The following is a 24,148-nucleotide window of genomic DNA, read 5'->3' as shown; positions in this document are numbered from 1 at the left end:
CCGCCGCCGTCGCCGCCACCGCTGCCATCGGCGCCGCCACCACCGGCACCGCCACCGCTTCCGTCGCTGCCACCGCCGCCGTCGCCGCCACCGCTGCCATCGGCGCCGCCACCACCGGCACCGCCACCGCTTCCGTCGCTGCCACCGCCATCGTTGCCGTCGCCATTGCCGCCGCCATTGCCGTCGCCGCTATTGGAGTTTCCACCGTCATTGCTGCCGCCATTACCGCTGCCGCTGTCGGAGTTACCGCCGCCATTGCTGCCACCGTTACCATCGCCGCTGCTGGAGTTTCCGCCGCCATTACTGCCGCCGTTGCCGTCGCCGCTGCCGGAGTTACCGCCGCCGTTGCTACCGCCATTGCCATCACCGCTGCCGGAGTTTTCGCCGCCATTGCTGTCGCCGTTGCCGTCACCGCTGCCGGAATTACCGCCACCGTTGCCACCGTCGTTGCTACCACCGTTGCCGCCGCCATTGCCGCTGCCGCCATCACCACCATCGCCGGATTCACCACTTGTGCCGGATACTCCGGCACCGCCGCTGCTTTCGGACGAACCGTTGTTACCACTTGAAGAGCTTCTGTCATCGCCGTCGCTGGTTCGGTTCCTTGCAACGGTTGCCGTCGGGATATCAGTCAAAATCGCTGCGAACAGAGGACAGGCTTGCGATGTGCGGGCCAAGATATCCTCAAAGTCGGCCCGGCGCTGAATGTAGCGCAGCATCCGCTTGTCGACGACTTTGCAACTACAAAGCGTTTCGGTGGATACAGACTGCCGGGCTGTTTTAACTTTGCAAACTTCAGCCGCATGAGCCGCGCTTGTTGCCATCAGTGGGAATGTCGCGGATAAAAATACAAACGAATATAAACGGGATCTTACGCGCATAGCGCTACTCCTTTAAACTCATTACCAACACCTATTAACAAAGTAATTGTGCCACAGTTTGGACAAAAATACTTCCGTATATTGCCTGATTTGTTGGTCGAGTAACAGCGATAGACGCCGGTAGATTTGCAACCTATTGGTGAAACTGTATGAAAAACATAAGAAAAAGCCCGTCAGTACGACGGGCTTTCTTTTGATTTAGATGGTAATTCTAGAAGTAATTTTACCACGAACGCCACATTGTTTAGATTATGTAAACAGTGTCACAGACCGGTTCAGGCCGATCTTGCCATCCGTTTCCGCTCGTGCGGGTCAAGATAACGCTTGCGCAGTCGAATGGCGTTTGGAGTGACCTCAACCAGTTCGTCATCATCGATATAGGCAATCGCCTCTTCCAAGGAATACTGGATATGAGGTGTCAGGCGGACGGCGTCATCGGAACCGCTGGCGCGTACGTTGGTCAGTTTCTTGCCTTTGAGCGGGTTCACCTCAAGGTCGTTATCGCGTGAGTGTTCACCGATGACCATGCCCTGATACACGTCGGTTTGCGGAGCAACGAACATCCGGCCGCGCTCTTCCAGGTTCCACAGCGCATATGCCACGGCCTGTCCGTTTTCCATCGAGATCAAAACCCCCGCACGACGACCCGGGATCGGGCCTTTGTGGGCCGCCCAGCCGTGGAACACACGGTTCAGAACACCGGTGCCGCGCGTGTCGGTCAGGAACTCGCCGTGATATCCGATCAACCCGCGCGACGGTACATGCGCGATGATACGGGTCTTGCCAGCGCCGGCCGGGCGCATTTCGGCAAGTTCGCCTTTACGCGCGCCAGTGATCTTTTCGATCACCGAGCCTGAATATTCATCGTCGACGTCAATAGTGACTTCTTCGATGGGCTCCATGCGCTGGCCGTCTTCCTCGCGGAACAGAACCTGCGGGCGCGAGATGCTGAGCTCGAACCCTTCGCGGCGCATGTTCTCGATCAGAACGCCCATTTGCAATTCGCCGCGACCAGCGACCTCGAAGGCCTCGCCGCCGGGTGTGTCGGTGATGCGGATGGCAACGTTCGACTCGGCCTCTTTCATCAGGCGGTCGCGGATAACACGCGACTGAACTTTCTTGCCGTCCCGACCGGCCAGCGGCGAGTCGTTGATGCCGAAGGTCACGGTGATGGTTGGCGGATCGATGGGCTGTGCGGGCAGGGCTTCGTCAACCTGCGGCGAAACCAGCGAGTCGGCTACGGTTGCCTTGCTCATGCCTGCGATGGTGACGATATCGCCTGCTTCGGCCACGTCGATGGGCTGTTGGGCCAGTCCGCGGAACGCCAGGATTTTCGACGCGCGGAAGTTTTCGATCAGCGTGCCATCACGGCTCAGCGCCTTGAGGTTGTCGCCCGCTTTCAAAGTGCCGCTTTCCACACGACCGGTTAGGATGCGACCGATGAACGGATCGCTGCCCAGTGTCGTGGCCAGCATACGGAAAGGCTCATCTTTGTTTTCGACCTGCTTTGGGGCAGGGACGTGATCGACGATCAGATCGAACAGGGCGGTCAGGTCCTTGCGTGGCCCGTCCAGCTCCATATCCGCCCAGCCCGAGCGGCCCGAGGCATACATGGACGGAAAGTCCAGCTGGTCATCGTCAGCGCCGAGGTTGGCGAACAGGTCAAAGCATTCATCAAGTGCGCGGTCTGGTTCAGCGTCGGGTTTGTCTACCTTGTTCAGAACCACGATGGGACGCAGGCCCAGCGCCAACGCCTTGGACGTCACGAATTTGGTCTGCGGCATCGGGCCTTCGGCGGCGTCCACCAACAGGACAACACCGTCGACCATGCTGAGGATCCGCTCAACCTCGCCACCGAAATCGGCGTGGCCGGGGGTGTCAACGATGTTGACCCGGGTGCCTTTCCATTCGACCGAGGTCGCTTTGGCAAGGATGGTGATGCCGCGTTCGCGCTCCAGATCATTGCTATCCATGGCGCGTTCGGCCACCGCCTGGTTTTCCCGGAACGCACCGGATTGTTTGAGCAGCTCATCCACCAGGGTCGTTTTACCGTGGTCCACGTGAGCGATGATTGCGATATTGCGCAGGTCCATGAGAGGTCAGCCTTTGAACGGGAAGTTGCCGCGCGCATAACGCGGATTGACTGAATAGGCCAGCCCTAACCGGTCGTCAGTGGCCCGCTGTGCTGGAAAACAGGTGAATGATCAGGATTCCGGCCAATATCATCGCCAAACCGAGCACCGCAGGCCAGTCCAGGCGCTGACCAAAAACAATGAAGCCTATGATGGCGATCAGAACGATCCCCAAGCCTGACCAAATGGCATAGACGATGCCGACCGGCATAAATTTCAGGGTGAGGCCCAGTAAGTAAAAAGCAACTCCGTAACCCACGACAACCAAAACAGAGGGCCAAAACCGGCTGAACTGCTGGCTGGCCTGCAGCGCCGTTGTGCCAATTGTTTCGGCGAAAACCGCCAGCAATAGGATGAGATAGGCTTTGGGCACGGCAGGTCTCGATTCAGTTGCAGTTGGGGAGGTTGACCACAAAATCCCAATTCACGACAAGGGGAATGTGAATGGATATTGGGAAAAGTTCTGTGTCGGAAGAACCGGGACTGCCCACCGAAGAGGTCAGGATAACCATACTATTTCAAAGAGAAAAATTCTGATAGGAAATGGGTGGTTTTTAGTTTTCTTTTATGAGTTTTCAATGACGAAATTTGCGATATCCGTGATCGTTGCTTCGGCATTCATAGTGGCGCTTGGGTGGCTTGCGGGCGGGGGGTCCGTCGACATAAACGCAGCCAGTGGTGTTGAGCGGTTTGAAAGTTTTCAGGTTTAAGTGCCTGCCGGAACGATTGGAAAAGGGGCTTTTGCGCCCCTTTTTCTATTGGCTCAACCGACAGTGTTTTCTGAAAAATACGTGCTCAGTTTCGGTCGCAACCATGACCACAGCGCTGGTGCACCGCGATTGATCGGGATTCCCACACGGCGTTCGATCTGGGCAAACGTCACGTTGTAATCGACCCAGGACCCGCCACCTGTTTCAAGGTTCCCGATCGGGGTTTGAAACCGATCGATCGCCTTGGCAAATCGCGCGTCTGGCGACTCGGCGGCTTCGAACTCCTCCCATAGCGTCCGGAAGGCGTGCTGCGGTGCCTCGGGCAACAACCCGAACAACCTGTCGGCTGCTGCCTTTTCCTCGGCTTCTTGTGCGGCGTGGTCGACTTGACCGTGGATGGGGTGATCTCCGGCATCAATTTCGACGATGTCATGCAGCAGAAGCATTTTCAGGACTTGGTCCAGCGATACACCGGGCTGCGCGTATTCCGACAACACCCAAGCAAACAGCATGATGTGCCAGGAATGTTCGGCCGAGTTTTCAAACCGATCATCAGACAACAGGCGTGAGGCGCGGTAAACGGACTTCAGGCGGTCTGCCTCAGTCAGAAAAGCCAGCCGTTCAGAAAACGCAGTTTCGGGCGTTGACTGCGCGTGCAGCATGGCGCTGGCCAGAGCGTGTGCTTGGGGGAATTCCCGTGCCAAATACGCGGCGCGACCACTGCAGAGGTTTTCCCGCGCTACTTCAACATGATCCGGGTTGGGGGTTGGCGAACACAAGACTTGAAACAGCGGTTGGCATCGGTCCAGATACTTGGCGAATTTCGCGTCCGGCGTCGCGTCGGCCTCGAACTCTTCCCACAGGGCTTGAAACGCAGACGTCTGATCGTCCGGCAAGAGACTAAACAACTCGTCCGCCGCCGCGCGCTCGGCGCGTTCCACGGCGTTCCAATCGGTTTCCAGGTGAATGGGGTGATCGCCGACGATGATCTCGACCAGATCGTGCAACAGCAGCATGCGTATGACGCGGTTAATGTTAACGTCGTCACCCGCCAACGGCTCCATCGTCAATGCCCATAAGGCCAGGTGCCAGCTGTGTTCTGCAGAGTTTTCAGGGCGGGACCGATCCAGGAGCGCATTGGCGCGATCGACCGACTTCAGCCTGTCCGCGCGTTTCAGGAATTCAAGTTGCGCGGACAGTCTTTCAGTCATTTCTTTTCAATCGCTTTCACCTGGGATCGATGTTTGGTCAGTGCGTCGATGACAAACTTGCGCGCTTTGCGTTCAGCGATGCGTACACGCATTTCGGTCAAAAAGGCCTCTTCCAAGGTCTGGGAGGAGGCGCCCAAAAGCTCTCCCACCTCGACAAAGAAACGATCATTGCCGGTTTCGTCCATCACCTTCATTGTGTCCTCGGCTAATTTGGCCGCAAGCGTTGTGATGGTATTCGACATTAGCGCGTGTTCTCGGTCAGACGACGCTTCACATAGTCACTGACATCGGTGATCAGCGTGTCCATGTGACGGTCCTGGAAGAAGTGATCAGCACCCTCAACCTCGTTATGGGTGATGGTGATGCCCTTTTGTTCGTGCAGTTTGTTGACCAGCGACGTGGTGTCGGCGGGCGGGGCCACACGGTCGGACGAGCCGTTGATGATCAGGCCGGACGAAGGGCAGGGGGCCAAGAACGAGAAGTCATACATGTTGGCTGGTGGCGACACGCTGATAAAGCCCGTAATTTCTGGGCGGCGCATCAGCAGCTGCATTCCGATCCAGGCACCGAACGAGAAGCCGGCAACCCAGCAGTGCTTGGAGTTGTTGTTCATCGACTGCAGATAATCCAGCGCTGACGCTGCATCGCTCAGCTCACCGATGCCCTGATCGTATTCGCCCTGGCTGCGGCCCACGCCGCGGAAGTTAAAGCGCAACACGGTGAAGCCCATGTTGTAAAACGCATAGTGCAGATTATAGACCACCTTGTTGTTCATGGTCCCGCCGAATTGTGGATGCGGGTGCAGCACGATGGCAATCGGTGCGTCTTTTTCCTTTTGCGGGTGGTAGCGGCCTTCCAGGCGGCCTTCGGGTCCGGGAAAAATCACCTCGGGCATGTGTGCTTTGGTCCTGTCTTTTTCTTCCTGATGCCATGATATACTTGACGGTAATCGTAAGGCACTTTAGAACGGTTCTAATTATGATGCTTTGCGCTAGGCGCTGCCTGTCGGAGATACGCACTGGCGGCGGCGGCGTCAATGTTTTCGCTTATAACCTGCCATGAGGGAAAGACAATGAAGCTTTCGACAAAGGGTCGTTACGCGATGGTTGCACTGGCTGATATTGCTCTACAGCCCTCGGACCGCTTGGTGACGCTTAGCGAAATTTCCGAACGTCAGGATGTCTCGCTTCCTTATCTTGAACAGCTTTTCGTCAAATTGCGCCGGGCCGAACTGGTTTCGTCCGTACGTGGACCGGGCGGCGGGTATCGTCTGGCGCGGCCTGCTTCCGAGATTCGGGTGGTCGAAGTTCTGGCGGCGGTGGATGAAACCGTGGACGCGCTGCAAAAAGGTGCCGGGGCATCCGGGGCATCCTCGGGCAGCCGGGCGCAGTCTTTGACCAACCGTCTATGGGAAGGTCTCAGTGCGCATGTCTACGTTTTTTTGCACCAAACGCGCCTGTCTGACGTGATCAAGAACGACTTGGCCCCGTGCCCGGCAGTTCCCAGTCTGTTTTCCATCGTTGATGAGTAATCTAATGCTGTTTGCCTTTTGGGTTTCTTCCCCGCTTTGCGACCAGGAAAAGATGTATCCATGAATCGTGTTTATCTGGATCATAACGCAACAACACCGCTGCGCCCCGAGGCCCGCCAGGCCATGGTGGCGGCGATGGAATTGTGCGGGAACCCTTCGTCCGTTCACGCCGAGGGCCGTGCGGCCAAGGCTCTGATCGAGCGGGCAAGGGCGCAGGTTGCAGCCGCATTTGGTGCGGATGGGGCAGACGTTGTGTTCACATCAGGTTCGACCGAAGGGGCAGCGCTGACATTGATCAATCGTGATTTGCACGGGTCCGCGATTGAGCATGACGCGATCAGATCATGGATCACCGAAGACTTGCCCGCGTCGCAATCTGGTCAGGTGGACGTGTCAAACCCCCAGCAGTCGACCCTGCAATTGGCGAATTCCGAGACGGGGATTGTCCAATCGTTGCCAAACGGATTGGCGGTGACAGACGCGACACAGGCCTTTGGCAAATTGCCGGTGGCTTTTAATTGGCTGGGCGTCCAGATGGCGTTGATTTCGGCCCATAAGCTGGGCGGCCCGAAAGGTATTGGCGCGGTGGTGATGAAACGTGGCACTGAACTGCCTGCAATGATCAAAGGCGGTGGGCAAGAGATGGGCCGACGGTCAGGCACCGAAAATGTCATTGGAATCGCGGGGTTCGGGGCGGCAGCTGAAGCTGCGGCGCGGGATCTTTCAAATGGTATCTGGGAACAGGTTCGTGAATTTAGAAATATTCTAGAAAATGCCCTTGAGGCTGGTTCTAAATCTACTATTTTTGTCGGGAAAGGTCAGGACCGCCTTCCGAATACCTCGTGTTTCGCAACCCCCGGCTGGAAGGGCGAAACGCAGGTCATGCAGATGGATCTGGCAGGTTTCGCTATCAGTGCAGGTTCTGCCTGTTCCAGCGGCAAGGTCCGGGCAAGCGCGGTGTTAACCGCGATGGGTTTTGATGAGGTCACAGCAGCAAGCGCGATCCGCGTGTCTCTGGGACCTTTGACCACTGAAGAAGATGTGCTGCGTTTCGCCGAAACGTGGCTTGAAAAAGAAAAGAAGCATCGCGCGCGCGCCGCGTGATCTGACGGAGGTGTCATATGGCCGCTTTGGACCAGACCCAGGTAAAAGAAGGTGTCGATCAGGAAACCGTGGACGCGGTACGCGAGGTCAGTACCTACAAATACGGTTGGGATACCGATATCGAGATGGAATATGCTCCCAAGGGCGTAAACCCGGATATCGTCCGGCTGATCTCGGAAAAGAACGAAGAGCCCGAATGGATGACGGAATGGCGTCTGGCGGCCTTCGAACGCTGGACCAAGATGGATGAGCCGAACTGGGCTATGGTCCACTATCCCAAGATCGACTTTCAGGACCAGTATTACTATGCCCGTCCCAAGTCGATGGAGGAAAAGCCCAAATCGTTGGATGAGGTCGATCCCAAGCTTCTGGCCACATACGAAAAGCTTGGTATCCCGCTGAAAGAGCAGATGATTCTGGCCGGTGTCGAAGGCGCCGAGGATATGCCTGCCGAAGGTCGCAAGGTGGCCGTGGATGCGGTGTTCGACTCGGTTTCAGTTGGCACAACGTTCCAGGACGAGCTGGCCAAACACGGCGTGATCTTCTGTTCGATTTCCGAGGCGATCAGGGAGCACCCTGAACTGGTCAAAAAATATCTTGGCACTGTTGTGCCTGTTTCTGACAACTTTTACGCCACGCTGAACTCGGCCGTGTTCTCGGATGGCTCGTTTGTCTACATCCCACCGGGCGTCCGCTGCCCGATGGAACTGAGCACCTACTTCCGCATTAACGCGGAAAACACGGGTCAGTTCGAACGCACACTGATTATCGCGGACAAGGGTTCTTACGTTTCGTATTTGGAAGGCTGCACCGCGCCGCAGCGCGACACGGCCCAGCTGCACGCGGCCGTTGTTGAGATCATCATCGAAGAAGATGCTGAGGTGAAATACTCGACCGTTCAGAACTGGTTCCCCGGGGATGAAAACGGCAAGGGCGGTATCTATAACTTTGTGACCAAGCGCGCCGATTGCCGGGGTGACCGGTCCAAGGTGATGTGGACCCAAGTGGAAACCGGATCCGCCGTGACCTGGAAGTACCCGTCCTGCATCCTGCGCGGTGACGAAAGCCAGGGTGAGTTCTACTCGATCGCCATCACCAACAACATGCAGCAAGCCGATACCGGCACCAAAATGGTGCATCTGGGCAAGAACACCAAGTCGCGCATCGTGTCCAAAGGGATCAGCGCGGGCAAAGCGCAGAACACCTATCGTGGTCTGGTTTCGATGCACCCCAAGGCGAAGGACAGCCGCAACTACACCCAGTGCGACAGCTTGCTGATCGGTGATAAATGCGGGGCCCATACGGTGCCGTATATCGAGGTTCGCAACAATTCATCGCGCGTGGAGCATGAGGCGACGACATCCAAGGTAGATGACGATCAACTGTTCTACTGCCGTCAGCGCGGCATGGACGAGGAAGAAGCCGTGGCGCTGGTCGTTAACGGGTTCTGCAAGGACGTCCTGCAGGCGCTGCCGATGGAGTTTGCCATGGAAGCGCAGCAGTTGGTGGCCATCAGCCTTGAAGGATCAGTGGGTTAACCCCGCCTTCCTCTGAATTTAGAACATATCGGGGCCGGATGGCCCCTTGCGGTACGCAAAAGGACAAAAAATGCTGGAAATCAAAAACCTGCACGTGAAACTTGAGGAAGAAGAAAAGCAAATCCTTAAAGGTGTCGACCTGACCGTCGAGGCCGGAAAGGTGCATGCGATCATGGGGCCGAACGGCTCGGGCAAGTCGACGCTCAGCTATGTGCTGTCGGGCCGCGATGGGTACGAAGTGACCGAAGGCTCGGCCACGCTGGAAGGTGCGGACCTGTTGGAGATGGAGCCGGAAGAGCGCGCTGCAGCGGGTATCTTTTTGGCGTTCCAGTACCCCGTGGAAATCCCGGGCGTTGGTAACATGACCTTCCTGCGCACAGCCGTGAACGCACAGCGCAAGGCGCGGGGCGAAGATGAACTGTCGGCGGCTGATTTCCTGAAGGAAGTGCGGGCCAAGGCAAAATCGCTGAAAATCGACGCGGACATGCTCAAGCGTCCAGTAAACGTTGGCTTCTCAGGCGGTGAGAAGAAGCGGAACGAAATCCTGCAGATGGCGATGCTGGAACCCAAGATGTGCATCCTGGACGAAACGGATTCGGGTCTGGACGTCGATGCGATGAAACTGGTGGCTGAAGGCGTGAACGCGTTGCGTGATGAAGGTCGTGGTTTCCTGGTCATCACCCACTATCAGCGCCTGCTGGACCACATAAAACCCGATGTCGTGCACATCATGGCAGACGGTCGCATCGTTAAAACCGGCGGTCCCGAACTGGCGTTGGAAGTTGAAAACAACGGCTATGCCGACATCCTGGCCGAGGTGAACTGATGGCTTTGCCCGAAGTAAAACAAACCGCGACCGAGGCGCGGCTGGCCACGCTGACCATGCCCGATGCCGGGTGCACCCGTGCCGCGCGCGAAGACGCGCTGGCGCGTGTGCTGGAAATGGGTCTGCCGGGTCGGCGCGACGAGTATTGGAAGTACACGCGCCCCGACACGCTGATCTCGGCCGAACAGCCGCATGCCGCTTTGTTCCGCTCAGACGAACCGCTACTGTTTGGCAATCTCAACCGATTGAAGATCGTTTTCATCGACGGTGTGTTCAGCGCCGAAGAGTCGGATGATCTAGAGCTGGAAGGTGTCAATATCGACCGGATCGAGAATATCTGCTGCAAGGATATCCACTGGGCGAAAGAGTTGTACGGCGTTCTGGAATCGCGCGGGCAATCCCCGGTTCAGCGGCCGTTGGCTGCTTTGAATACGGCCTTTGCCGCAGATGGCGTTGCGATCCACGTCACCGGCAAACCGACCAAGCCGATCAGCCTGATCTATCGCCATGCATCCGAAACTTCGGACGCCATGCTGCATCACATCATCCGTGTCGAAAGCGGGGCTGAGGTGACGATACTGGAAAACGGCCCGGCAGCGTCGCGGTTCAACAAATGTATCGAGATCGACATCGCCGATGGCGGTACGTTGCATCACGTACGCGCGCAGGGCAGGGACCACGAACGTTGCGCTGCGACTCACATGTTCACGCGGCTGGGACGGGAATCTGTCTTTAAGTCCTTCACGCTGACAGTGAATGGAGTTTTGACACGCAACGAACAGGTGATCGAACTGACCGGCGATGACGCTATTGCTCATGTGGCAGGCGCCTGCGTAGGTGATGGTGATTTCCACCATGACGACACGGTTTTCGTTACGCATGACGCGGTGAACTGTGAGAGCCGTCAGGTCTTTAAGAAAGTTCTGCGCAACGGCGCGACCGGCGTGTTCCAAGGCAAGATCCTGGTCAAGGAAGGCGCACAGAAGACTGACGGGTATCAGATCAGCCAGTCCTTGCTGCTGGATGATGACAGCCAGTTCCTCGCCAAGCCCGAACTTGAGATCTATGCCGACGATGTTGCGTGTTCGCACGGCTCGACCTCGGGTGCGATTGATGAGACGGCGCTGTTCTACCTGCGTTCGCGTGGGGTTTCAGTGAAGGACGCCACCAATATGCTGACGCTGGCATTTTTGGCCGAAGCCGTCGATGAGATCGAGGATGAGGTATTGTCAGAGGCCATTGTGAACCGCCTTGAAGGCTGGCTGTCGCGACACATCTGATGCCTTTGACCTCGGATATCGTGGCCACCTATCGGGGGCCGGGTCGTGTCGTGCGACGGCTTCTTGATCTTGGCCCGCGAGAGGACAGGGCGCTGATGTTTGTCATGGCGTTTTGCATCGTTGCATTCATCGCGCAATTGCCCAGCCTTGCGCGACGCGCGCATATCGAAGGGTTGGAGCTGGATATGTTAATGGGCGGTGCCTTGATGGGCACTGTCATTATCCTGCCTCTGTTTTTCTACCTGCTGGCCTTTGTCTCATACGGCGCGGCCCGGCTGGTCGGCGGCCAGGGAACGTCTTATGGCGCAAGATTGGCGTTGTTTTGGGCGCTATTGTCCTCAACACCTCTGGTTTTGTTGAATGGTTTGGTCGGTGGTTTCATAGGATCTGGCCCGGCCCTGACACTCGTCGGGATCGTCTGGTTCGCAGTTTTCCTGTGGTTCTGGCTGGCAGGTCTCAGTCAAGCGCAAAGGCGGCAAGAATGAATCCCACTGGCTTTGTCGATCTTGCGATCTTGACCCTGACACACCCCGCCCAAGCGGCCCGACGCCTTTTGGACATGCGGCCGGGGCGTGAAATCCTATGGCTGGCTTTCTTTCTGGCTGTGGTGCTGAACGGCCTTGTGCAACTGGGTATTGATCACTTGATTCCGGTCCCCAATGGTGAATCCGTACCCCCACCTACGCCGGTGTTCCTGGGTCTGGTCCGATCTGCGGGCGCCATGTTGCTCAGCGTCGGGGCATTCCTGTTCGTGGGGCGGTTACTGGGTGGCCGTGCAACATTCGATGACATTCTGACGCTGACGATCTGGCTGCAATACCTTCAGATCGCTGCGATGGTTATCACGCTGGTCATCACCATCGTGCTGCCGTTTTTGATGCTGATGTTTTTGCTGGCCACGGCGATTATCAGCCTTTACGTCACGCTCCATTTTCTGAATGAAGCGCATCAGTTCGGTTCGCTTGCTAAATCCTTCGGGGTCATCGTGTTATCTGCTTTGATTGCAGTGCCCTTTGTCCTCGCATTAACGCCCGGCGGCCCCGTATAGGGAATAAAAGACCATGTATGACGTGCAGAAAATCCGCTCAGATTTTCCAATCCTGTCTCGGGAAGTGAACGGCAAGCCGTTGACCTATCTGGACAATGGCGCATCGGCGCAAAAACCGCAGGTCGTGATTGATGCGGTAACACGGGCATATTCCGAAGAATACGCGAATGTTCACCGCGGCCTGCACTACCTGTCCAATCTTGCAACCGAGAAATACGAATCCGTTCGCGGAACCATCGCCCGTTTTCTGGGCGCGGCGGACGAGGATGAGATTGTCTTGAACTCGGGCACGACCGAGGGGATCAACCTGGTCGCCTATGGCTGGGCCATGCCGCGCATGGAGGCCGGAGATGAGATCGTGCTGAGCGTGATGGAACACCACGCCAATATCGTTCCCTGGCATTTCCTGCGTGAACGTCAGGGCGTCGTCCTGAAATGGGTCGACGTGAACGCGGACGGAGGGCTTGACCCGCAGGCCGTGATCGACGCGATCGGTCCCAAGACCAAGCTGGTTGCAGTGACGCAGTGTTCGAACGTGTTGGGCACGGTGGTCGACGTCAAAGCGATCACGGAAGGCGCGCACGCGAAAGGCGTACCGGTGTTGGTCGATGGCAGTCAGGGCGCCGTGCACATGCCTGTCAACGTCGCCGACATCGGATGCGATTTCTATGCAATCACCGGTCACAAGCTTTACGGCCCTTCGGGGTCGGGTGCGATTTACATCAAATCCGAACGCATGGCCGAGATGCGCCCCTTTATCGGTGGCGGCGATATGATCAAAGAGGTCAGCAAGGACCAGGTGATCTACAACGACCCGCCAATGAAGTTCGAGGCCGGAACGCCCGGTATTGTCCAAACCATCGGTCTGGGTGTTGCGCTGGATTACATGATGGATCTGGGGATGGAAAATATCGCCGCTCATGAGGCCGGGTTGCGCGACTATGCCATGCAGAAACTGACCGGTCTGAATTGGTTGCAGGTTCAGGGCACACGCCCGGACAAGGCCGCGATCTTCAGCTTTACGATGGACGGGGCCGGGCACGCACATGATGTCTCGACCATTCTGGACAAGAAAGGCGTGGCTGTTCGTGCCGGGCACCATTGCGCTGGTCCTCTTATGGATTTCTACGGTGTCACGGCGACTTGCCGCGCAAGCTTTGGTCTGTACAACACCACGGACGAGGTCGACATACTGATCGACGCGCTGGAATTGGCACATGATTTGTTTGCGTGAAACCTGGCCGATCCGGAAAGATTTGCAGTTGCACCCGGATCGGAACAAGGTTAGCTAACGGCCAAGGCACCTGTAGCTCAGCTGGATAGAGCGCTGCCCTCCGAAGGCAGAGGCCAGAGGTTCGAATCCTCTCAGGTGCGCCATTACTATTAATGGCTTACGGCTAGCTGGGTGATGATTTTGCCCTCTTAAGCCCGCTTTCGCTTCGGCATTCAATTGATCGGGCCGTGAAATGCACCAGCTCAGAACTGCCGCTATCGTGAAAGACCGAATGCCTTGCGATACTTTGGGATAAAAAGCTCTTTTCCCTTCATCTTGCGGGTGATCCAATCGCCAACCGTCGCAAAGAGCCAACTATTGCCGACATGAGGTCCCAGCGGAACGAGGATTGGTGCCTTCTTCCAAGGCGCATAGGGCTTTTGATCTTCGACCGCCTGTCCCTTCAACACCTGTTTCAATGTCTTGATCAACCATGGGTTTTGTCTGGTGATCGCGACAATCGTCATACCGTCACCAATGTCGGCGATGTCGCCCGCGATGAAGACATTCGGAAAACCCGACGGGCGCATCCATTTGTCGGTCTTGACCCGACCGGATGGTAGAGCATTCACGCCAGGTAAAGTCTGAATCAAGGTCGAATTTGGTTTTGATCCGACGACCGGAAACACCAGATGAGCCGAGACAACCCGGCCATCGGTCAGTTTCACTGATCCCGCGTAAGGCATATCCATACGCTGTAGATCCTCGGCCCTTTGACCAAGCACGACAGATACACCGGCGCGTTCAAGTTTGCGTTTGATCTGGTTGCCAAACTTAGCGGGATACATCGGGAAAAGGGTGTCGTCCGACGAAATCAAAGTGATGTCCTTGTCCGGTCGTGCCGCAGCAATTTCCCCCGCCAGTTCTGTGCCAACAGCACCAGCCCCGACGATTGCCACCGATTTCGCGGCTGCCAATTGCGCGCTGACATCCGCGCTGGCCCGACGAAAATCATCGATGCTGTCGCCCGATGGTTTGAACGGTGCCGCATAGGACGAACCTGTGGCCACGACGATGAAATCAGCGGGATGGACATTGCCATCTTCCAGGGTCACTTCGGTTTGAGACACCGATACAGCGCGGCCACGCACGACCCGCCCGGTCTTTAGCAGGCGATCATACGGCAGAACGATCTGATCCAGCAAAGCAGGGTCCAGGAGCGCCCGGATTGTCGCTGGCGGCTGCATAAAAGCTTCGCGTTGTTCGATCAGTGTGACATCGGCATGTGCATCCAATTCTTTAGCAACTTCAAAGCCGACATATCCGCCACCAACAATCACTACTTTCTTCTTGGGCATCCCGATCCTCATTGCGTTTGCGTGTTCCGGACAGTAGTTAGAATTACATGATCAAAACGACAAGTACGGTCATTTAGGATACTGTCATGACAACTCTCGAATCGAAAGAGAATTGCCTCATCGAGCCGTTGATCGAAGCGATTTCTGGTAAGTGGAAACTTTTGATTGTCTATTGGCTGGCGCAGGAAACCTCGCGGTTTAATCAGCTTCAGCGAAACCTTGGCAGCATAACGCACCGGACACTGACCCGCCAGCTAAGTGAGTTGCAAGAAGCGGGCTTTGTGTCACGCAAAGACTTCAAAACCATCCCGCCCCATGTGGAATACAGCCTGACACCTTTAGGGCAAAGTTTGATACCGCTGCTGCAGGCGATGCATGACTGGGCGGCGAGCAACGCGGATCTGCTGCGCGATCCGAAATGATGGCACTGTAGTAAGCTGAGCCGCAATAGCGGGCGTACTGCCATTCGTCACAAATAGGTCGAGAAAGTGCGCTGAGGCAGCGGCGCCCGGAAACCCACAAGCGCTGGCGCCCTTGCGCGGAATGAAGCGGCGCGTGCACCCCAATACCAGACGGGGCGGTTATACCAGAACCAAAAGCAGATAGGCGGCAAGGGCCACTACAATGGAAAACAAAACCACGGGTGGCGGTTTATCAGTATCCTTGAGTTCTTGCTGAAACGAACCAGCGTAGTACGCCAGATAAAGCGCGGCAACCAGCAGGAACAAAGCTATGACTTTGGTGACAATCGAAATCATTAATCTTTCCTCTAACGCCGCAATATGACTCCTTTCTCGTAAAAAATCTCTTCATAAAGTCGCGATATTTTTCATCATGTTATGAACTTGTCGGTGAGATACGAATGGTGGCTCACCAAAGAATGATGTTTCCAAGTTCGTGAAAATACTTTTTTGGCCGCCAATTCCGGACTTGTAAGCGCGGCAATTGGCAATCCCGTATCCGGGCAAAACATGTGCGCAGGTCGTCCAAAAAACAAAGAGCGCCCAAGGGCGCTCGTCGTTGAGAAACAGTTTGGGTGTCTTTTAGCCGCCCCAGCTGCGAACCTCGCCGCAATCCATATGGACGAAGTTCGAGCGGTGGTACTTGCCAACACCACCAGCGCGGCAAGACATGGCTGCTTTGGCCATCTGGGACACAGAACGAGACGAAAGGCGCAAGTCAGCAGCCTGACCTTTCATGTGCAGCGAGTTCTTGGCCACACGGCGCGAACGAGACCGCAGCATTGCATTGGTTTGGGGGGAGCGGTAGCCGGACAAAAGAGTGTAGGGCTCATTCACGTCCAGAAGATTGTGAGAGGCTGCCATGATATCGATGGTGCGCAGATCCATAGACTTGGCCTGGTCAGTGCGCCAGTCGCGCATGAAGTGGTTCACTTCTTTGACGGCGTCCTTGATGTATTTGCCGTCGACCCAATAGATCATATCGATCCGTTCGCCCGTGCGGCCCGAATACATTCGGATACGACGGATATCGCCGCCACCGCGCAAAAAACCTGCTGCATTGGAATAAGTCGGTGCTGCTACAACTGCTGTTGCAGCGAATGCGCCCAATAGGGCACGCCGGGTCAAGCCCGATGTACTGCTCGTGGTCATTTCGTTTCGTCCCGTACTGTTCCTGCCTGCACACGATGTTACGCGCGCGATCTTAATTTTTTCCCATCCCAGATGCGGGATTTATGACACAGTCCGAAAAGCCAGCCAAGAAATCTTTCACATTCATCTTTTCAAGGGGGAATTTTCGGCGAATTTTTGCGCAGGTGATGCAAATCGGTATACTATTGAGGCAATTAGGCGTTCGCGCAACATAGCCGATGCAAACGCGCATCAGGCTCGGATGGATGCTTTGGATTGATGTATTTGTGAATGGACAAAACGTCCAGCTGAAAACCATATTCGTTCGGAACGCGCCTCAGAACGCGCAAAGTATTGAATAATCAAGGTCATCCCATGCGAGCACTTTTTCAGTTGCCTAAAAGTCTTATCTTCGCCGCTTGCATTACGGCGTCAGCCTCTGTGGCAAGTGCCCAGTCGGCACCCGGAACGGCATTTCAAATGGCTGTTGCCGAGTTTGCGCCTGCAGGTTCGGGCCTGGCAGAGTTCTATCGTACCAACGCGTTTGCGCCAATCTGGGTCGGAGACACGCCCGAGCACGAGGCGCGTAGGGCGCGGTTGATCAAGGCTTTGTCGACTACGAACTTGCATGGTTTGCCAGAAGGGGCTTATGACGTTCAGTCGATTGTTTCAAAGATGCAGGACGCCAGATCGCTGCGGGACTTGGGTGCGGTTGAAATTGAACTGAGCAAGGCGTTTGTCAGCTACGCAAGTGATCTGTTTTCGGGCGCATTGCGTCCTGCGCAGATCGACGATGGGCTGGTCCGCAAGGTGTCGCGTCGGTCAGTCAATGACCATTTGCAGGGCCTGCTGACTGCGGAGGGTGACGGGTATTTCGATCAACTCGCGCCGCAGTCCACCCAGTACCGCGCATTGATGAAACAGAAAATCGCGCTGGAAGCTTTGGTCAACCAAGGCGGTTGGGGTGCCGGTGTGCCCGTGGGTAAGTTGGAGTATGGCGATACCGGATCTAATGTAATTAAACTTCGTAACCGTCTGATCACAATGGGGTATCTAAGTCCGACCGCAAGCCCCGAATTCGATGAGGCAATGCTGGGTGCTGTCAAAGACTTCCAGCAGGCGCACGGTCTGGCCACCGATGGTGTCGCCGGAGAGGGCACGATCACCGAACTTAACCGCACGGCGTCCGAGCGTTTGAAGGCCGTGTACGTTGCACTGGAACGAGAACGCTGGTTGCCGCGGGAACGGGGTGAGCGGCACATTCTGGTCAACCAAGCCGACTTTTCGGCCAAGATCGTGGACGATGGCCGGGTTACCTTTGAAACCCGCGCCGTGATCGGCAAGAACGTGCATGACCGTCGTAGCCCGGAGTTTTCGGACGAGATGGAGCATATGGTCATCAACCCCAGTTGGTATGTACCGCGTTCGATCATCACCAAGGAATATCTGCCAAAACTGCAGTCAAATCCAAACGCCGTAGGTCACATCCAGATCACGGATCGCAGCGGTCGTCTGGTCAATCGGGGCGCGGTTGATTTCACCCAGTTCAACACCAGAAACTTCCCGTTTGCTATGCGTCAACCCCCGAGCAAAAGCAACGCACTTGGGTTGGTGAAGTTCATGTTCCCCAATAAGTACAACATCTATCTGCATGATACGCCTCAGAAATCTCTGTTTGCACGTGAGACGCGGGCGTTCTCGCACGGGTGTATCCGTTTGGCGCAACCTTTTGAGTTTGCCTATGCGCTTTTGGCCAAGCAGGAAGAGGACCCAAAGTCGTTTTTCCACCGTATATTGGCGTCCGGCAAGGAAACGACTGTCCCGCTGGAACAGCATGTTCCGGTTCACCTGGTCTATCGCACCGCCTATGTCGGTCCGAAAGGTGAGGTTCAGTACCGCCGCGATGTCTATGACCGGGACCGAAAAATCTGGGACGCTCTGCAGAAAGCAGGGGTAGCCCTGCCGGACGTTCAGGGGTAATCACCGGGGGCAGGTCCTTAATTCGGGAAGCCCGTCATGCAGTACACTATTCAGCAAATCGCCGAAGCCTTGGGCGCGGACTGTCAGGGTGATCTTGGCCTTGTCATAAAGCGCGCCGCAGAACCGGCCGATGCCGGGTCGTCTGATCTGGCAATGGCGATGTCGCCGAAATATGCTGACGCGCTTAGCACGGGTGCCGCCCGTGCCGCCGTCTTGTGGGAGGGCGCGGATTGGCAGGCTCTAGGGCTGGAGGCCGCTATTTTTGTGCCACGTCCACGCATGGCCATGGCAGGTATCACGTCGATGCTCGATCGCGGGCAGGGGGTTGAGCCGGGCATTCACCCTTCGGCCGTAGTCGACCCGACAGCGGAGATCGGCGACGGCGCCTCGATCGGTCCATTGGTAGTTGTTGGTGCCGGTGCGCGTATCGGCAAAAATGCGGTTATCGGCCCACATTGCGTGATCGGTCTGGAAGCCGTTCTGGGCGACGACGCGTTTCTGCGCGAGATGGTGAGTATCGGAGCAAGGGCTCAGATCGGTGATCGTTTCATTGCGCAACCCGGCGCTAGGATCGGCAGTGACGGTTTCAGCTTTGTGACGCCCGAGGTATCAGGCGTGGAAAACGCCCGCAAATCCATGGGCGATCAGGGTGAAGCCCGGGCGCAAAGCTGGCTCCGCATTCATTCTTTGGGTGCCGTTGAGATTGGCGATGATGTCGAAGTCGGTGCGAATTGCACCATTGACAATGGAACCATCAGGAACACCCGCATCGGCGATGGCTCAAAGCTCGATAACCAGGTTCATATTGGGCACAACACACGTGTCGGGCAGGATTGCCTGTTATGCGGGCAATCCGGTGTGTCCGGATCAGTTGAAATTGGAAACAACGTTGTTTTGGGCGGACAGACCGGAGTGTCGGACAATATCTTTATCGGCGATGGTGTGATTGCGGGCGGGGGCACAAAAATCCTATCCAACGTTCCCAAAGGGCGCGTGGTTATGGGCTATCCCGCCATCAAAATGGAAACGCATACAGACATTTACAAAGCGCAGCGCCGGCTGCCGAGATTGGCACGTGACGTTGAGGCGCTGAAAAAGGCTGTTTCCAAACAGCCTCCGAGCGATTAAATCAACCACAACATGATAATTAGAGGATCGACATGAGCATCAGCGACCGCGTCATCGCAATCATTGCAGAGCAGGCCGTGCTGGAGCCGTCGGATGTGACACCCGAAAGCACGCTCGAAGATCTGGGTATCGACAGCCTTGGACTGGTCGAGAGCATTTTTGCCATCGAGGAAGAGTTCGATATCTCGATTCCGTTCAACGCAAACGAGCCGAGCGCCAGCGACTTCGACATCTCGAATGTCGCGGCCATCATCACCGGTATCCAAAAGCTGGTGTCGGAAAAGGTCTGACATAATCCTATGAAACGCGTCGTTATCACCGGGGCCGGTACAATCAATTCACTGGGCCATTCGGTGCCTGATACGTTAGAGGCTATGCGCGAAGGGCGCTGCGGTATCTCTGCGCTTGAATTTCGCGATGTTGAAAGACTGGCCATTCAGATTGGTGGTCAGGTCCGCGGGTTCGAGGCCGAGGGGCGGTTTAACCGCCAGCAAATGACCCTGTATGACCGGTTCACACAATTCACTCTGACAGCGGCCAAAGAAGCAATTGATCAATCCGGGATCGAATTCCACGGTGACCTCGCGGCCCGCTCGGGCGTTGTGTTGGGAACCGCTGGTGGAGGCGTTTCGACCTGGGATGACAACTACCGTTCCGTTTACGAGGATGGCAAAAACCGGGTGCACCCGTTTGTCGTTCCCAAGCTGATGAACAATGCGGCGGCCAGTCACGTCTCGATGGAGCATAACCTTAAGGGCCCCAGCTTTACGGTGTCGACGGCCTGTGCCTCGTCCAACCACGCAATGGCGCTGGCGTTCCAGATGGTACGCAGCGGTGCTGCTCCGGCGATGCTGACCGGTGGGTCAGAGTCGATGTTGTGTTTTGGTGGTGTCAAAGCCTGGGAAGGGCTGCGTGTCATGTCCAAGGACGCCTGCCGCCCGTTCAGCGCGAATCGCAATGGCATGGTGCAAGGCGAAGGCGCAGGTGTCTTCGTGTTCGAAGAATTCGAGCACGCCCGCGCCCGTGGGGCTGATATCCTGTGTGAGGTCGTGGGTTTTGCGATGTCGTCAGATGCGTCGGACATTGTCATGCCCAGCAAACAGGGCGCTGCGCGTGCCATGTCGGGCGCGCTTGCGGATGCAGGGTTAAGCGCGGACAGTGTTGGATATATCAACGCGCATGGAACCGGCACCGCGGCCAATGATAAGACGGAATGCGCGGCCGTGGCCGGTGTTTTTGGCCCCCATGCAGATGAGCTGATGATTTCTTCGACAAAGTCGATGCACGGCCACCTTATCGGTGGCACCGGCGCGGTCGAACTGCTGGCCTGTATCATGGCACTGCGGGATGGCGTGATCGCTCCGACCATCGGCTATGAAGAGCCGGACCCCGAATGCGCGCTGGATGTTGTGCCAAACGAAGCCCGCGAAGCGAAAGTGGACGTAGCACTTAGCAACGCCTTTGCTTTTGGCGGGCTGAATGCGGTAATAGCCCTAAAACGCATATAAATGCTGATTTCAAACAAAGACGCCGCCGGTAAATCCGGGCGGCGTTTTTAGCTTAGCGAAACCTCAGTTCTGCAGAACTTTCAAGCCTTCAAAACCTGCTGTAAAGCCTGACAGCGATACTTCAAGTTGCAGCAGTTGGTTTGGTGCGAGAACCGACACAAGCGACAAGGTCGCTTTGGTTCCGACCTTCATTGCCTCCACGTCGCCCTCGGTAAAGCCCATCTGCGCGACACAGCCAACGGGGTTACAGTGGTGGTAGTCATAGCGCTTGCCCGGAGCACCATCGATCGAAAGCGCCAGCTGCGCCTGTAGCATCGTTTCCAGCGGGACAACCACAGTTGCTCCGGCAACCGCGGCCACGCCTTCGGGCAATTTTTCCAGAGTAATTTCCGCGATCGGCTGGCCTTGCTCGCCGGTCAGGATCTGACGCATCGCGCAGGGGTCTTCGTCGGCATCGGTCTTGATGCACAGGATCGCCCAGTCGCCTTTTTCTTCCTTGACGTATTGTTCGCCGTTACGCGGACCGGTTTCACCCAGGTCCAGATCGTTGCCGATCTGAGTTTGCGAGGTCTGGGGTTGCTGTTCGGTTTCCTGCGTCGTTTCCTGAGCGTATGCGACTCCGCACCACAAAGAAGCGGTCACCAGGCTGACTGAAAGGGTGTTCTTGATCATGATTGCCTCGGTCTTATGTTGGACTTTTTCACTCGTCTATCACCCTTGTCCCACACTGTCAGGGGCTAAGGTGGGTCATTTCAACATGTGAACGGTTTTTCGCCGGGTTATCGGAAATCTAGCGCGACGGCAAAAAGAACAAAGGGAGCCGGTGGAGCGGCTCCCTTCTAAAAATTTTCTCCCCGTCGGACTGGCCGACTTATTTATGCGCAGACGTTACGAAAGGCAGGGGCATCGGTCAACTGAAAACCTGAAATTTTAATGTAACGGCCATGATTTGTGAAAAAAACCGCGCCCGAAGGCGCGGTCAGTCGACAGGGAGGAAATATGCCGCCCCGTAACCTTAGCGACGTGGGCAGCAATTAGACTTTCGCAGTTAAAGGTTAACTTTGTATGCTGGCCGCAGATCGGTGGAAATAAGGCCTTACATTCATGGACCAAAACATATTCTTGGGCGGCGGTGGTAACGACTACGGCCAACCGCAGTCGCTGACGCTGAAATATGCCAACCGCCACGGCATGATCGCGGGGGCGACGGGAACAGGTAAAACGGTGACGCTGCAAATTCTGGCCGAGGGGTTTTCCCAAGCCGGTGTTCCGGTTTTCCTGTCTGACGTCAAAGGGGACCTGTCCGGTCTGGCCAAGGCGGGCAGCGAAGGTCACAAGCTTCACAAAGCGTTTCAGGATCGCGCCCAGCGGATAGGCTTTACCGATTACGCGTATGGCGCGTGTCCGGTCACGTTCTGGGATCTGTTCGGGCAACAGGGACATCCCGTTCGGACAACCGTGACCGAGATGGGGCCGCTTCTGCTGTCGCGCCTGATGGATCTGAGCGAAGCGCAAGAGGGTATTCTGAACATCGCGTTCCGGGTTGCAGACGAAGAAGGGCTACCGCTGCTGGACCTCAAGGATCTTCAGTCGCTGCTGGTCTGGATCGGGGAAAACCGGGCACAGTTGTCTTTGCGATACGGGAACGTCTCAACCGCTTCGATCGGGGCTATTCAACGCCGCCTGCTGGTGCTGGAAAACCAAGGCGGCACCAAACTGTTTGGTGAACCCGCATTGGAACTGGCCGATCTGATGCGCGTGGATGAACGCGGGCAGGGCGTCGTGAACATCCTTGCCGCCGACAAGCTGATGGGGTCACCGCGTCTGTACGCAACATTCCTACTGTGGCTGCTAAGCGAACTGTTTGAGGAACTGCCGGAAGTTGGCGACCCGGACAAACCCAAACTGGTGTTCTTCTTCGACGAAGCGCATCTGCTGTTCGATGATGCGCCCAAGGTTCTTGTTGACAAGGTCGAACAGGTCGCCCGCCTCATTCGCTCCAAAGGTGTGGGCGTCTATTTCATCTCTCAGAACCCGGCGGACGTTCCGGAAGATATTCTGGGACAACTGGGCAACCGGGTGCAGCATGCCTTGCGCGCATTCACGGCGCGGGATCGCAAGAACCTGCGGCTTGCAGCAGAAACCTATCGTGAAAACCCAGCCTTCGACACCGAAGAGGCGATCCGTGAGGTTGGTGTCGGTGAGGCCGTGACCTCGATGTTGCAGAAAAAAGGCGTGCCAGGGATCGTAGAACGCACTCTGATCCGCCCGCCGGGAACGCAACTGGGGCCAATCACCAAGGCCGAGCGGAAGGCGCTGATGGATGCGTCAGCGATGAAAGTGAAATACGGGCAGTTGAAGGACCGGAAATCTGCCTTTGAAATCCTTCAGTCCCGCGCAGATGCAGCAGCGCAAGCAGCGGCCGAGGCCGAGGAACAGTTGGAAACGCAATCCACGGCCGAGCGTGAATTTGCGACAGCAAGACGCTATTCCGGCAGCCGGGTTGGGCGGTCATCCTCTCGCGTGATGCGTAAGAAAGACACATTCGCAACCGCTATGAGTGAGGCTGTGATCAAGGAACTGAAAGGAACAACCGGACGTCGCATTGTACGCGGCATTCTTGGCGGTTTGTTCAAGGCCAGATAAGGGTAGTGCCGGGCAGGAACCTTCTGCCCGGCGCACGTATTTTACTTCAGACGGCGCTGGCCTTCTTGCTTGCAATAGGCGTCCGCTTCGGAGACCGACATTTTGGTGGCCGGGAAGTTGGTCGCTCGATCCCAGATCACACGGTCTGGACGATATAGTTGGCACGTAACTTCACCCTTAGGCGTCTGCACTTTTACCGGGGCCGTTTCCAACTCTTCCGGCGACGGGATACATCCAGCCAGCATGGCGAGCAGCGGGACGGTAAGGGCTATTTTAGTGAAGGAAGTATTCATTTGCACTCTTTTTAAACTCGTAGGTTTCCCGAATGATCGCGGGCCAAGCATCAATTTAGCGTAAATACTGGCCAAAAAGAGGGCTGGATCAAGGCGGTACTGGGATTCGTCTAATCCGTATACCGTATAAAATCAAGAAACCGCACCAGTCAGTTGGCGCGGTCTCAAG

At 56.4% G+C, this 24,148-nt stretch carries 24 protein-coding genes, 1 tRNA gene and 2 pseudogenes; 16 read left to right on the top strand and 11 right to left on the bottom strand.

Translation table 11 applies throughout. The features are described 5' to 3' along the window. From AC2FJF_RS03485 to AC2FJF_RS03475, 3 genes and pseudogenes are all read right to left on the bottom strand, one after another. Window positions 1-719, bottom strand: a pseudogene (locus tag AC2FJF_RS03485) (hypothetical protein); the annotation flags it as partial. A 437-nt stretch (window positions 720-1,156) separates the two neighbouring features. Continuing rightward, on the bottom strand, window positions 1,157-2,974 hold the full coding sequence (gene typA / locus AC2FJF_RS03480) for a translational GTPase TypA (protein ID WP_496722944.1): 1,818 nt from the start codon (window positions 2,972-2,974) through the stop codon (window positions 1,157-1,159). A gap of 76 nt (window positions 2,975-3,050) precedes the next feature. After that, window positions 3,051-3,386 carry a DMT family transporter gene (locus tag AC2FJF_RS03475; protein ID WP_282151243.1) on the bottom strand — a complete coding sequence of 112 codons (336 nt, stop codon included), beginning with the start codon at window positions 3,384-3,386 and terminating at the stop codon, window positions 3,051-3,053. Between the two features lie 205 nt (window positions 3,387-3,591). On the opposite strand from AC2FJF_RS03475, the gene AC2FJF_RS03470 reads away from it, so the two are divergent. Continuing rightward, complete coding sequence (locus tag AC2FJF_RS03470; RefSeq protein ID WP_472723796.1) at window positions 3,592-3,723, top strand: hypothetical protein; 132 nt, start codon at window positions 3,592-3,594, stop codon at window positions 3,721-3,723. Window positions 3,724-3,776: 53 nt separating this feature from the next. Here AC2FJF_RS03470 and AC2FJF_RS03465 read toward each other — a convergent pair whose 3' ends face one another. The 3 genes from AC2FJF_RS03465 to AC2FJF_RS03455 are packed head-to-tail and all read right to left on the bottom strand — an operon-like array spanning window position 3,777 to window position 5,829. Next, entirely contained in the window at window positions 3,777-4,934 is a 1,158-nt protein-coding gene (locus tag AC2FJF_RS03465; RefSeq protein ID WP_496722942.1) for an HD domain-containing protein, read from the bottom strand. Beyond that, entirely contained in the window at window positions 4,931-5,176 is a 246-nt protein-coding gene (locus AC2FJF_RS03460; protein WP_058271680.1) for a hypothetical protein, read from the bottom strand. Before AC2FJF_RS03460 ends, AC2FJF_RS03465 begins: the two co-directional genes overlap by 4 nt. Next, window positions 5,176-5,829, bottom strand: coding sequence for an alpha/beta hydrolase (locus AC2FJF_RS03455; RefSeq protein ID WP_058271679.1), 654 nt, complete (start codon window positions 5,827-5,829; stop codon window positions 5,176-5,178). The genes AC2FJF_RS03460 and AC2FJF_RS03455 overlap by 1 nt, the downstream gene beginning before the upstream one ends. A gap of 177 nt (window positions 5,830-6,006) precedes the next feature. Here AC2FJF_RS03455 and iscR point away from each other — a divergent pair, with 177 nt between their 5' ends. The 9 genes from iscR (at window position 6,007) to AC2FJF_RS03410 (ending at window position 13,638) form a co-directional block, all read left to right on the top strand. After that, window positions 6,007-6,465 (top strand): Fe-S cluster assembly transcriptional regulator IscR, encoded by a 459-nt coding sequence (gene iscR, locus AC2FJF_RS03450; protein ID WP_058271678.1) that lies wholly within the window; start codon window positions 6,007-6,009, stop codon window positions 6,463-6,465. Window positions 6,466-6,525: 60 nt separating this feature from the next. Beyond that, entirely contained in the window at window positions 6,526-7,569 is a 1,044-nt protein-coding gene (locus AC2FJF_RS03445) for a cysteine desulfurase family protein (RefSeq protein ID WP_496704208.1), read from the top strand. Between the two features lie 17 nt (window positions 7,570-7,586). Continuing rightward, entirely contained in the window at window positions 7,587-9,107 is a 1,521-nt protein-coding gene (gene sufB, locus AC2FJF_RS03440) for a Fe-S cluster assembly protein SufB (RefSeq protein ID WP_058271676.1), read from the top strand. A 70-nt stretch (window positions 9,108-9,177) separates the two neighbouring features. Then, entirely contained in the window at window positions 9,178-9,933 is a 756-nt protein-coding gene (gene sufC, locus AC2FJF_RS03435; protein WP_496722939.1) for a Fe-S cluster assembly ATPase SufC, read from the top strand. Further along, a complete protein-coding gene (locus tag AC2FJF_RS03430) occupies window positions 9,933-11,213 on the top strand; it encodes a SufB/SufD family protein (protein WP_496722937.1) in 1,281 nt (426 codons plus the stop codon). The genes sufC and AC2FJF_RS03430 overlap by 1 nt, the downstream gene beginning before the upstream one ends. After that, window positions 11,213-11,698 carry a YIP1 family protein gene (locus tag AC2FJF_RS03425; RefSeq protein ID WP_058277968.1) on the top strand — a complete coding sequence of 162 codons (486 nt, stop codon included), beginning with the start codon at window positions 11,213-11,215 and terminating at the stop codon, window positions 11,696-11,698. Before AC2FJF_RS03430 ends, AC2FJF_RS03425 begins: the two co-directional genes overlap by 1 nt. Next, a complete protein-coding gene (locus AC2FJF_RS03420) occupies window positions 11,695-12,261 on the top strand; it encodes a Yip1 family protein (protein ID WP_496722935.1) in 567 nt (188 codons plus the stop codon). Before AC2FJF_RS03425 ends, AC2FJF_RS03420 begins: the two co-directional genes overlap by 4 nt. 13 nt (window positions 12,262-12,274) lie before the next feature. Then, window positions 12,275-13,495 carry a cysteine desulfurase gene (locus AC2FJF_RS03415; RefSeq protein WP_496722933.1) on the top strand — a complete coding sequence of 407 codons (1,221 nt, stop codon included), beginning with the start codon at window positions 12,275-12,277 and terminating at the stop codon, window positions 13,493-13,495. Window positions 13,496-13,561: 66 nt separating this feature from the next. Further along, window positions 13,562-13,638, top strand: a tRNA-Arg gene (locus AC2FJF_RS03410). Between the two features lie 111 nt (window positions 13,639-13,749). Here AC2FJF_RS03410 and AC2FJF_RS03405 read toward each other — a convergent pair. Beyond that, window positions 13,750-14,847 (bottom strand): annotated as a pseudogene (locus AC2FJF_RS03405) (NAD(P)/FAD-dependent oxidoreductase); the annotation flags it as partial. A gap of 71 nt (window positions 14,848-14,918) precedes the next feature. Here AC2FJF_RS03405 and AC2FJF_RS03400 point away from each other — a divergent pair. Next, window positions 14,919-15,254, top strand: coding sequence for a winged helix-turn-helix transcriptional regulator (locus AC2FJF_RS03400; RefSeq protein ID WP_058271907.1), 336 nt, complete (start codon window positions 14,919-14,921; stop codon window positions 15,252-15,254). A 159-nt stretch (window positions 15,255-15,413) separates the two neighbouring features. Here the strand turns inward: AC2FJF_RS03400 and AC2FJF_RS03395 are convergent, their stop codons facing one another. Both AC2FJF_RS03395 and mepK read right to left on the bottom strand, forming a co-directional pair. Further along, the gene (locus AC2FJF_RS03395; RefSeq protein WP_186437361.1) at window positions 15,414-15,590 is read right to left on the bottom strand and encodes a hypothetical protein; all 177 of its coding nucleotides are present in this window, start codon (window positions 15,588-15,590) and stop codon (window positions 15,414-15,416) included. 285 nt (window positions 15,591-15,875) lie between these two features. Beyond that, window positions 15,876-16,445 carry a peptidoglycan L,D-endopeptidase MepK gene (mepK, locus tag AC2FJF_RS03390; protein WP_058271601.1) on the bottom strand — a complete coding sequence of 190 codons (570 nt, stop codon included), beginning with the start codon at window positions 16,443-16,445 and terminating at the stop codon, window positions 15,876-15,878. Window positions 16,446-16,799: 354 nt separating this feature from the next. On the opposite strand from mepK, the gene AC2FJF_RS03385 reads away from it, so the two are divergent. From AC2FJF_RS03385 to AC2FJF_RS03370, 4 genes are read left to right on the top strand one after another with little or no spacing between them, the layout of a single operon-like run. Beyond that, window positions 16,800-18,404 carry a L,D-transpeptidase family protein gene (locus AC2FJF_RS03385; RefSeq protein ID WP_496722930.1) on the top strand — a complete coding sequence of 535 codons (1,605 nt, stop codon included), beginning with the start codon at window positions 16,800-16,802 and terminating at the stop codon, window positions 18,402-18,404. A 36-nt stretch (window positions 18,405-18,440) separates the two neighbouring features. Further along, window positions 18,441-19,532 carry a UDP-3-O-(3-hydroxymyristoyl)glucosamine N-acyltransferase gene (gene lpxD / locus AC2FJF_RS03380; RefSeq protein WP_496722928.1) on the top strand — a complete coding sequence of 364 codons (1,092 nt, stop codon included), beginning with the start codon at window positions 18,441-18,443 and terminating at the stop codon, window positions 19,530-19,532. A gap of 32 nt (window positions 19,533-19,564) precedes the next feature. Beyond that, entirely contained in the window at window positions 19,565-19,822 is a 258-nt protein-coding gene (locus tag AC2FJF_RS03375; RefSeq protein WP_058271604.1) for an acyl carrier protein, read from the top strand. A 9-nt stretch (window positions 19,823-19,831) separates the two neighbouring features. Next, a complete protein-coding gene (locus AC2FJF_RS03370) occupies window positions 19,832-21,040 on the top strand; it encodes a beta-ketoacyl-[acyl-carrier-protein] synthase family protein (protein WP_282168295.1) in 1,209 nt (402 codons plus the stop codon). 63 nt (window positions 21,041-21,103) lie between these two features. On the opposite strand, the gene AC2FJF_RS03365 is transcribed toward AC2FJF_RS03370, so the two are convergent. Continuing rightward, window positions 21,104-21,712: an invasion associated locus B family protein gene (locus AC2FJF_RS03365; protein ID WP_109311523.1), complete on the bottom strand. Its 609-nt coding sequence runs from the start codon at window positions 21,710-21,712 to the stop codon at window positions 21,104-21,106. Between the two features lie 432 nt (window positions 21,713-22,144). Here AC2FJF_RS03365 and AC2FJF_RS03360 point away from each other — a divergent pair, with 432 nt between their 5' ends. Then, window positions 22,145-23,686: a helicase HerA-like domain-containing protein gene (locus AC2FJF_RS03360; protein ID WP_496722926.1), complete on the top strand. Its 1,542-nt coding sequence runs from the start codon at window positions 22,145-22,147 to the stop codon at window positions 23,684-23,686. A gap of 41 nt (window positions 23,687-23,727) precedes the next feature. Here the strand turns inward: AC2FJF_RS03360 and AC2FJF_RS03355 are convergent, their stop codons facing one another. After that, window positions 23,728-23,979 carry a hypothetical protein gene (locus AC2FJF_RS03355; protein WP_496722924.1) on the bottom strand — a complete coding sequence of 84 codons (252 nt, stop codon included), beginning with the start codon at window positions 23,977-23,979 and terminating at the stop codon, window positions 23,728-23,730. Between the last annotated feature and the right edge of the window lie 169 nt (window positions 23,980-24,148).

Source organism: Ruegeria sp. CDSB013, assembly GCF_059611165.1.
The sequence above is the reverse complement of the archived record's forward strand: the minus strand, read 5'-3'. Positions and strand labels throughout refer to the sequence as shown.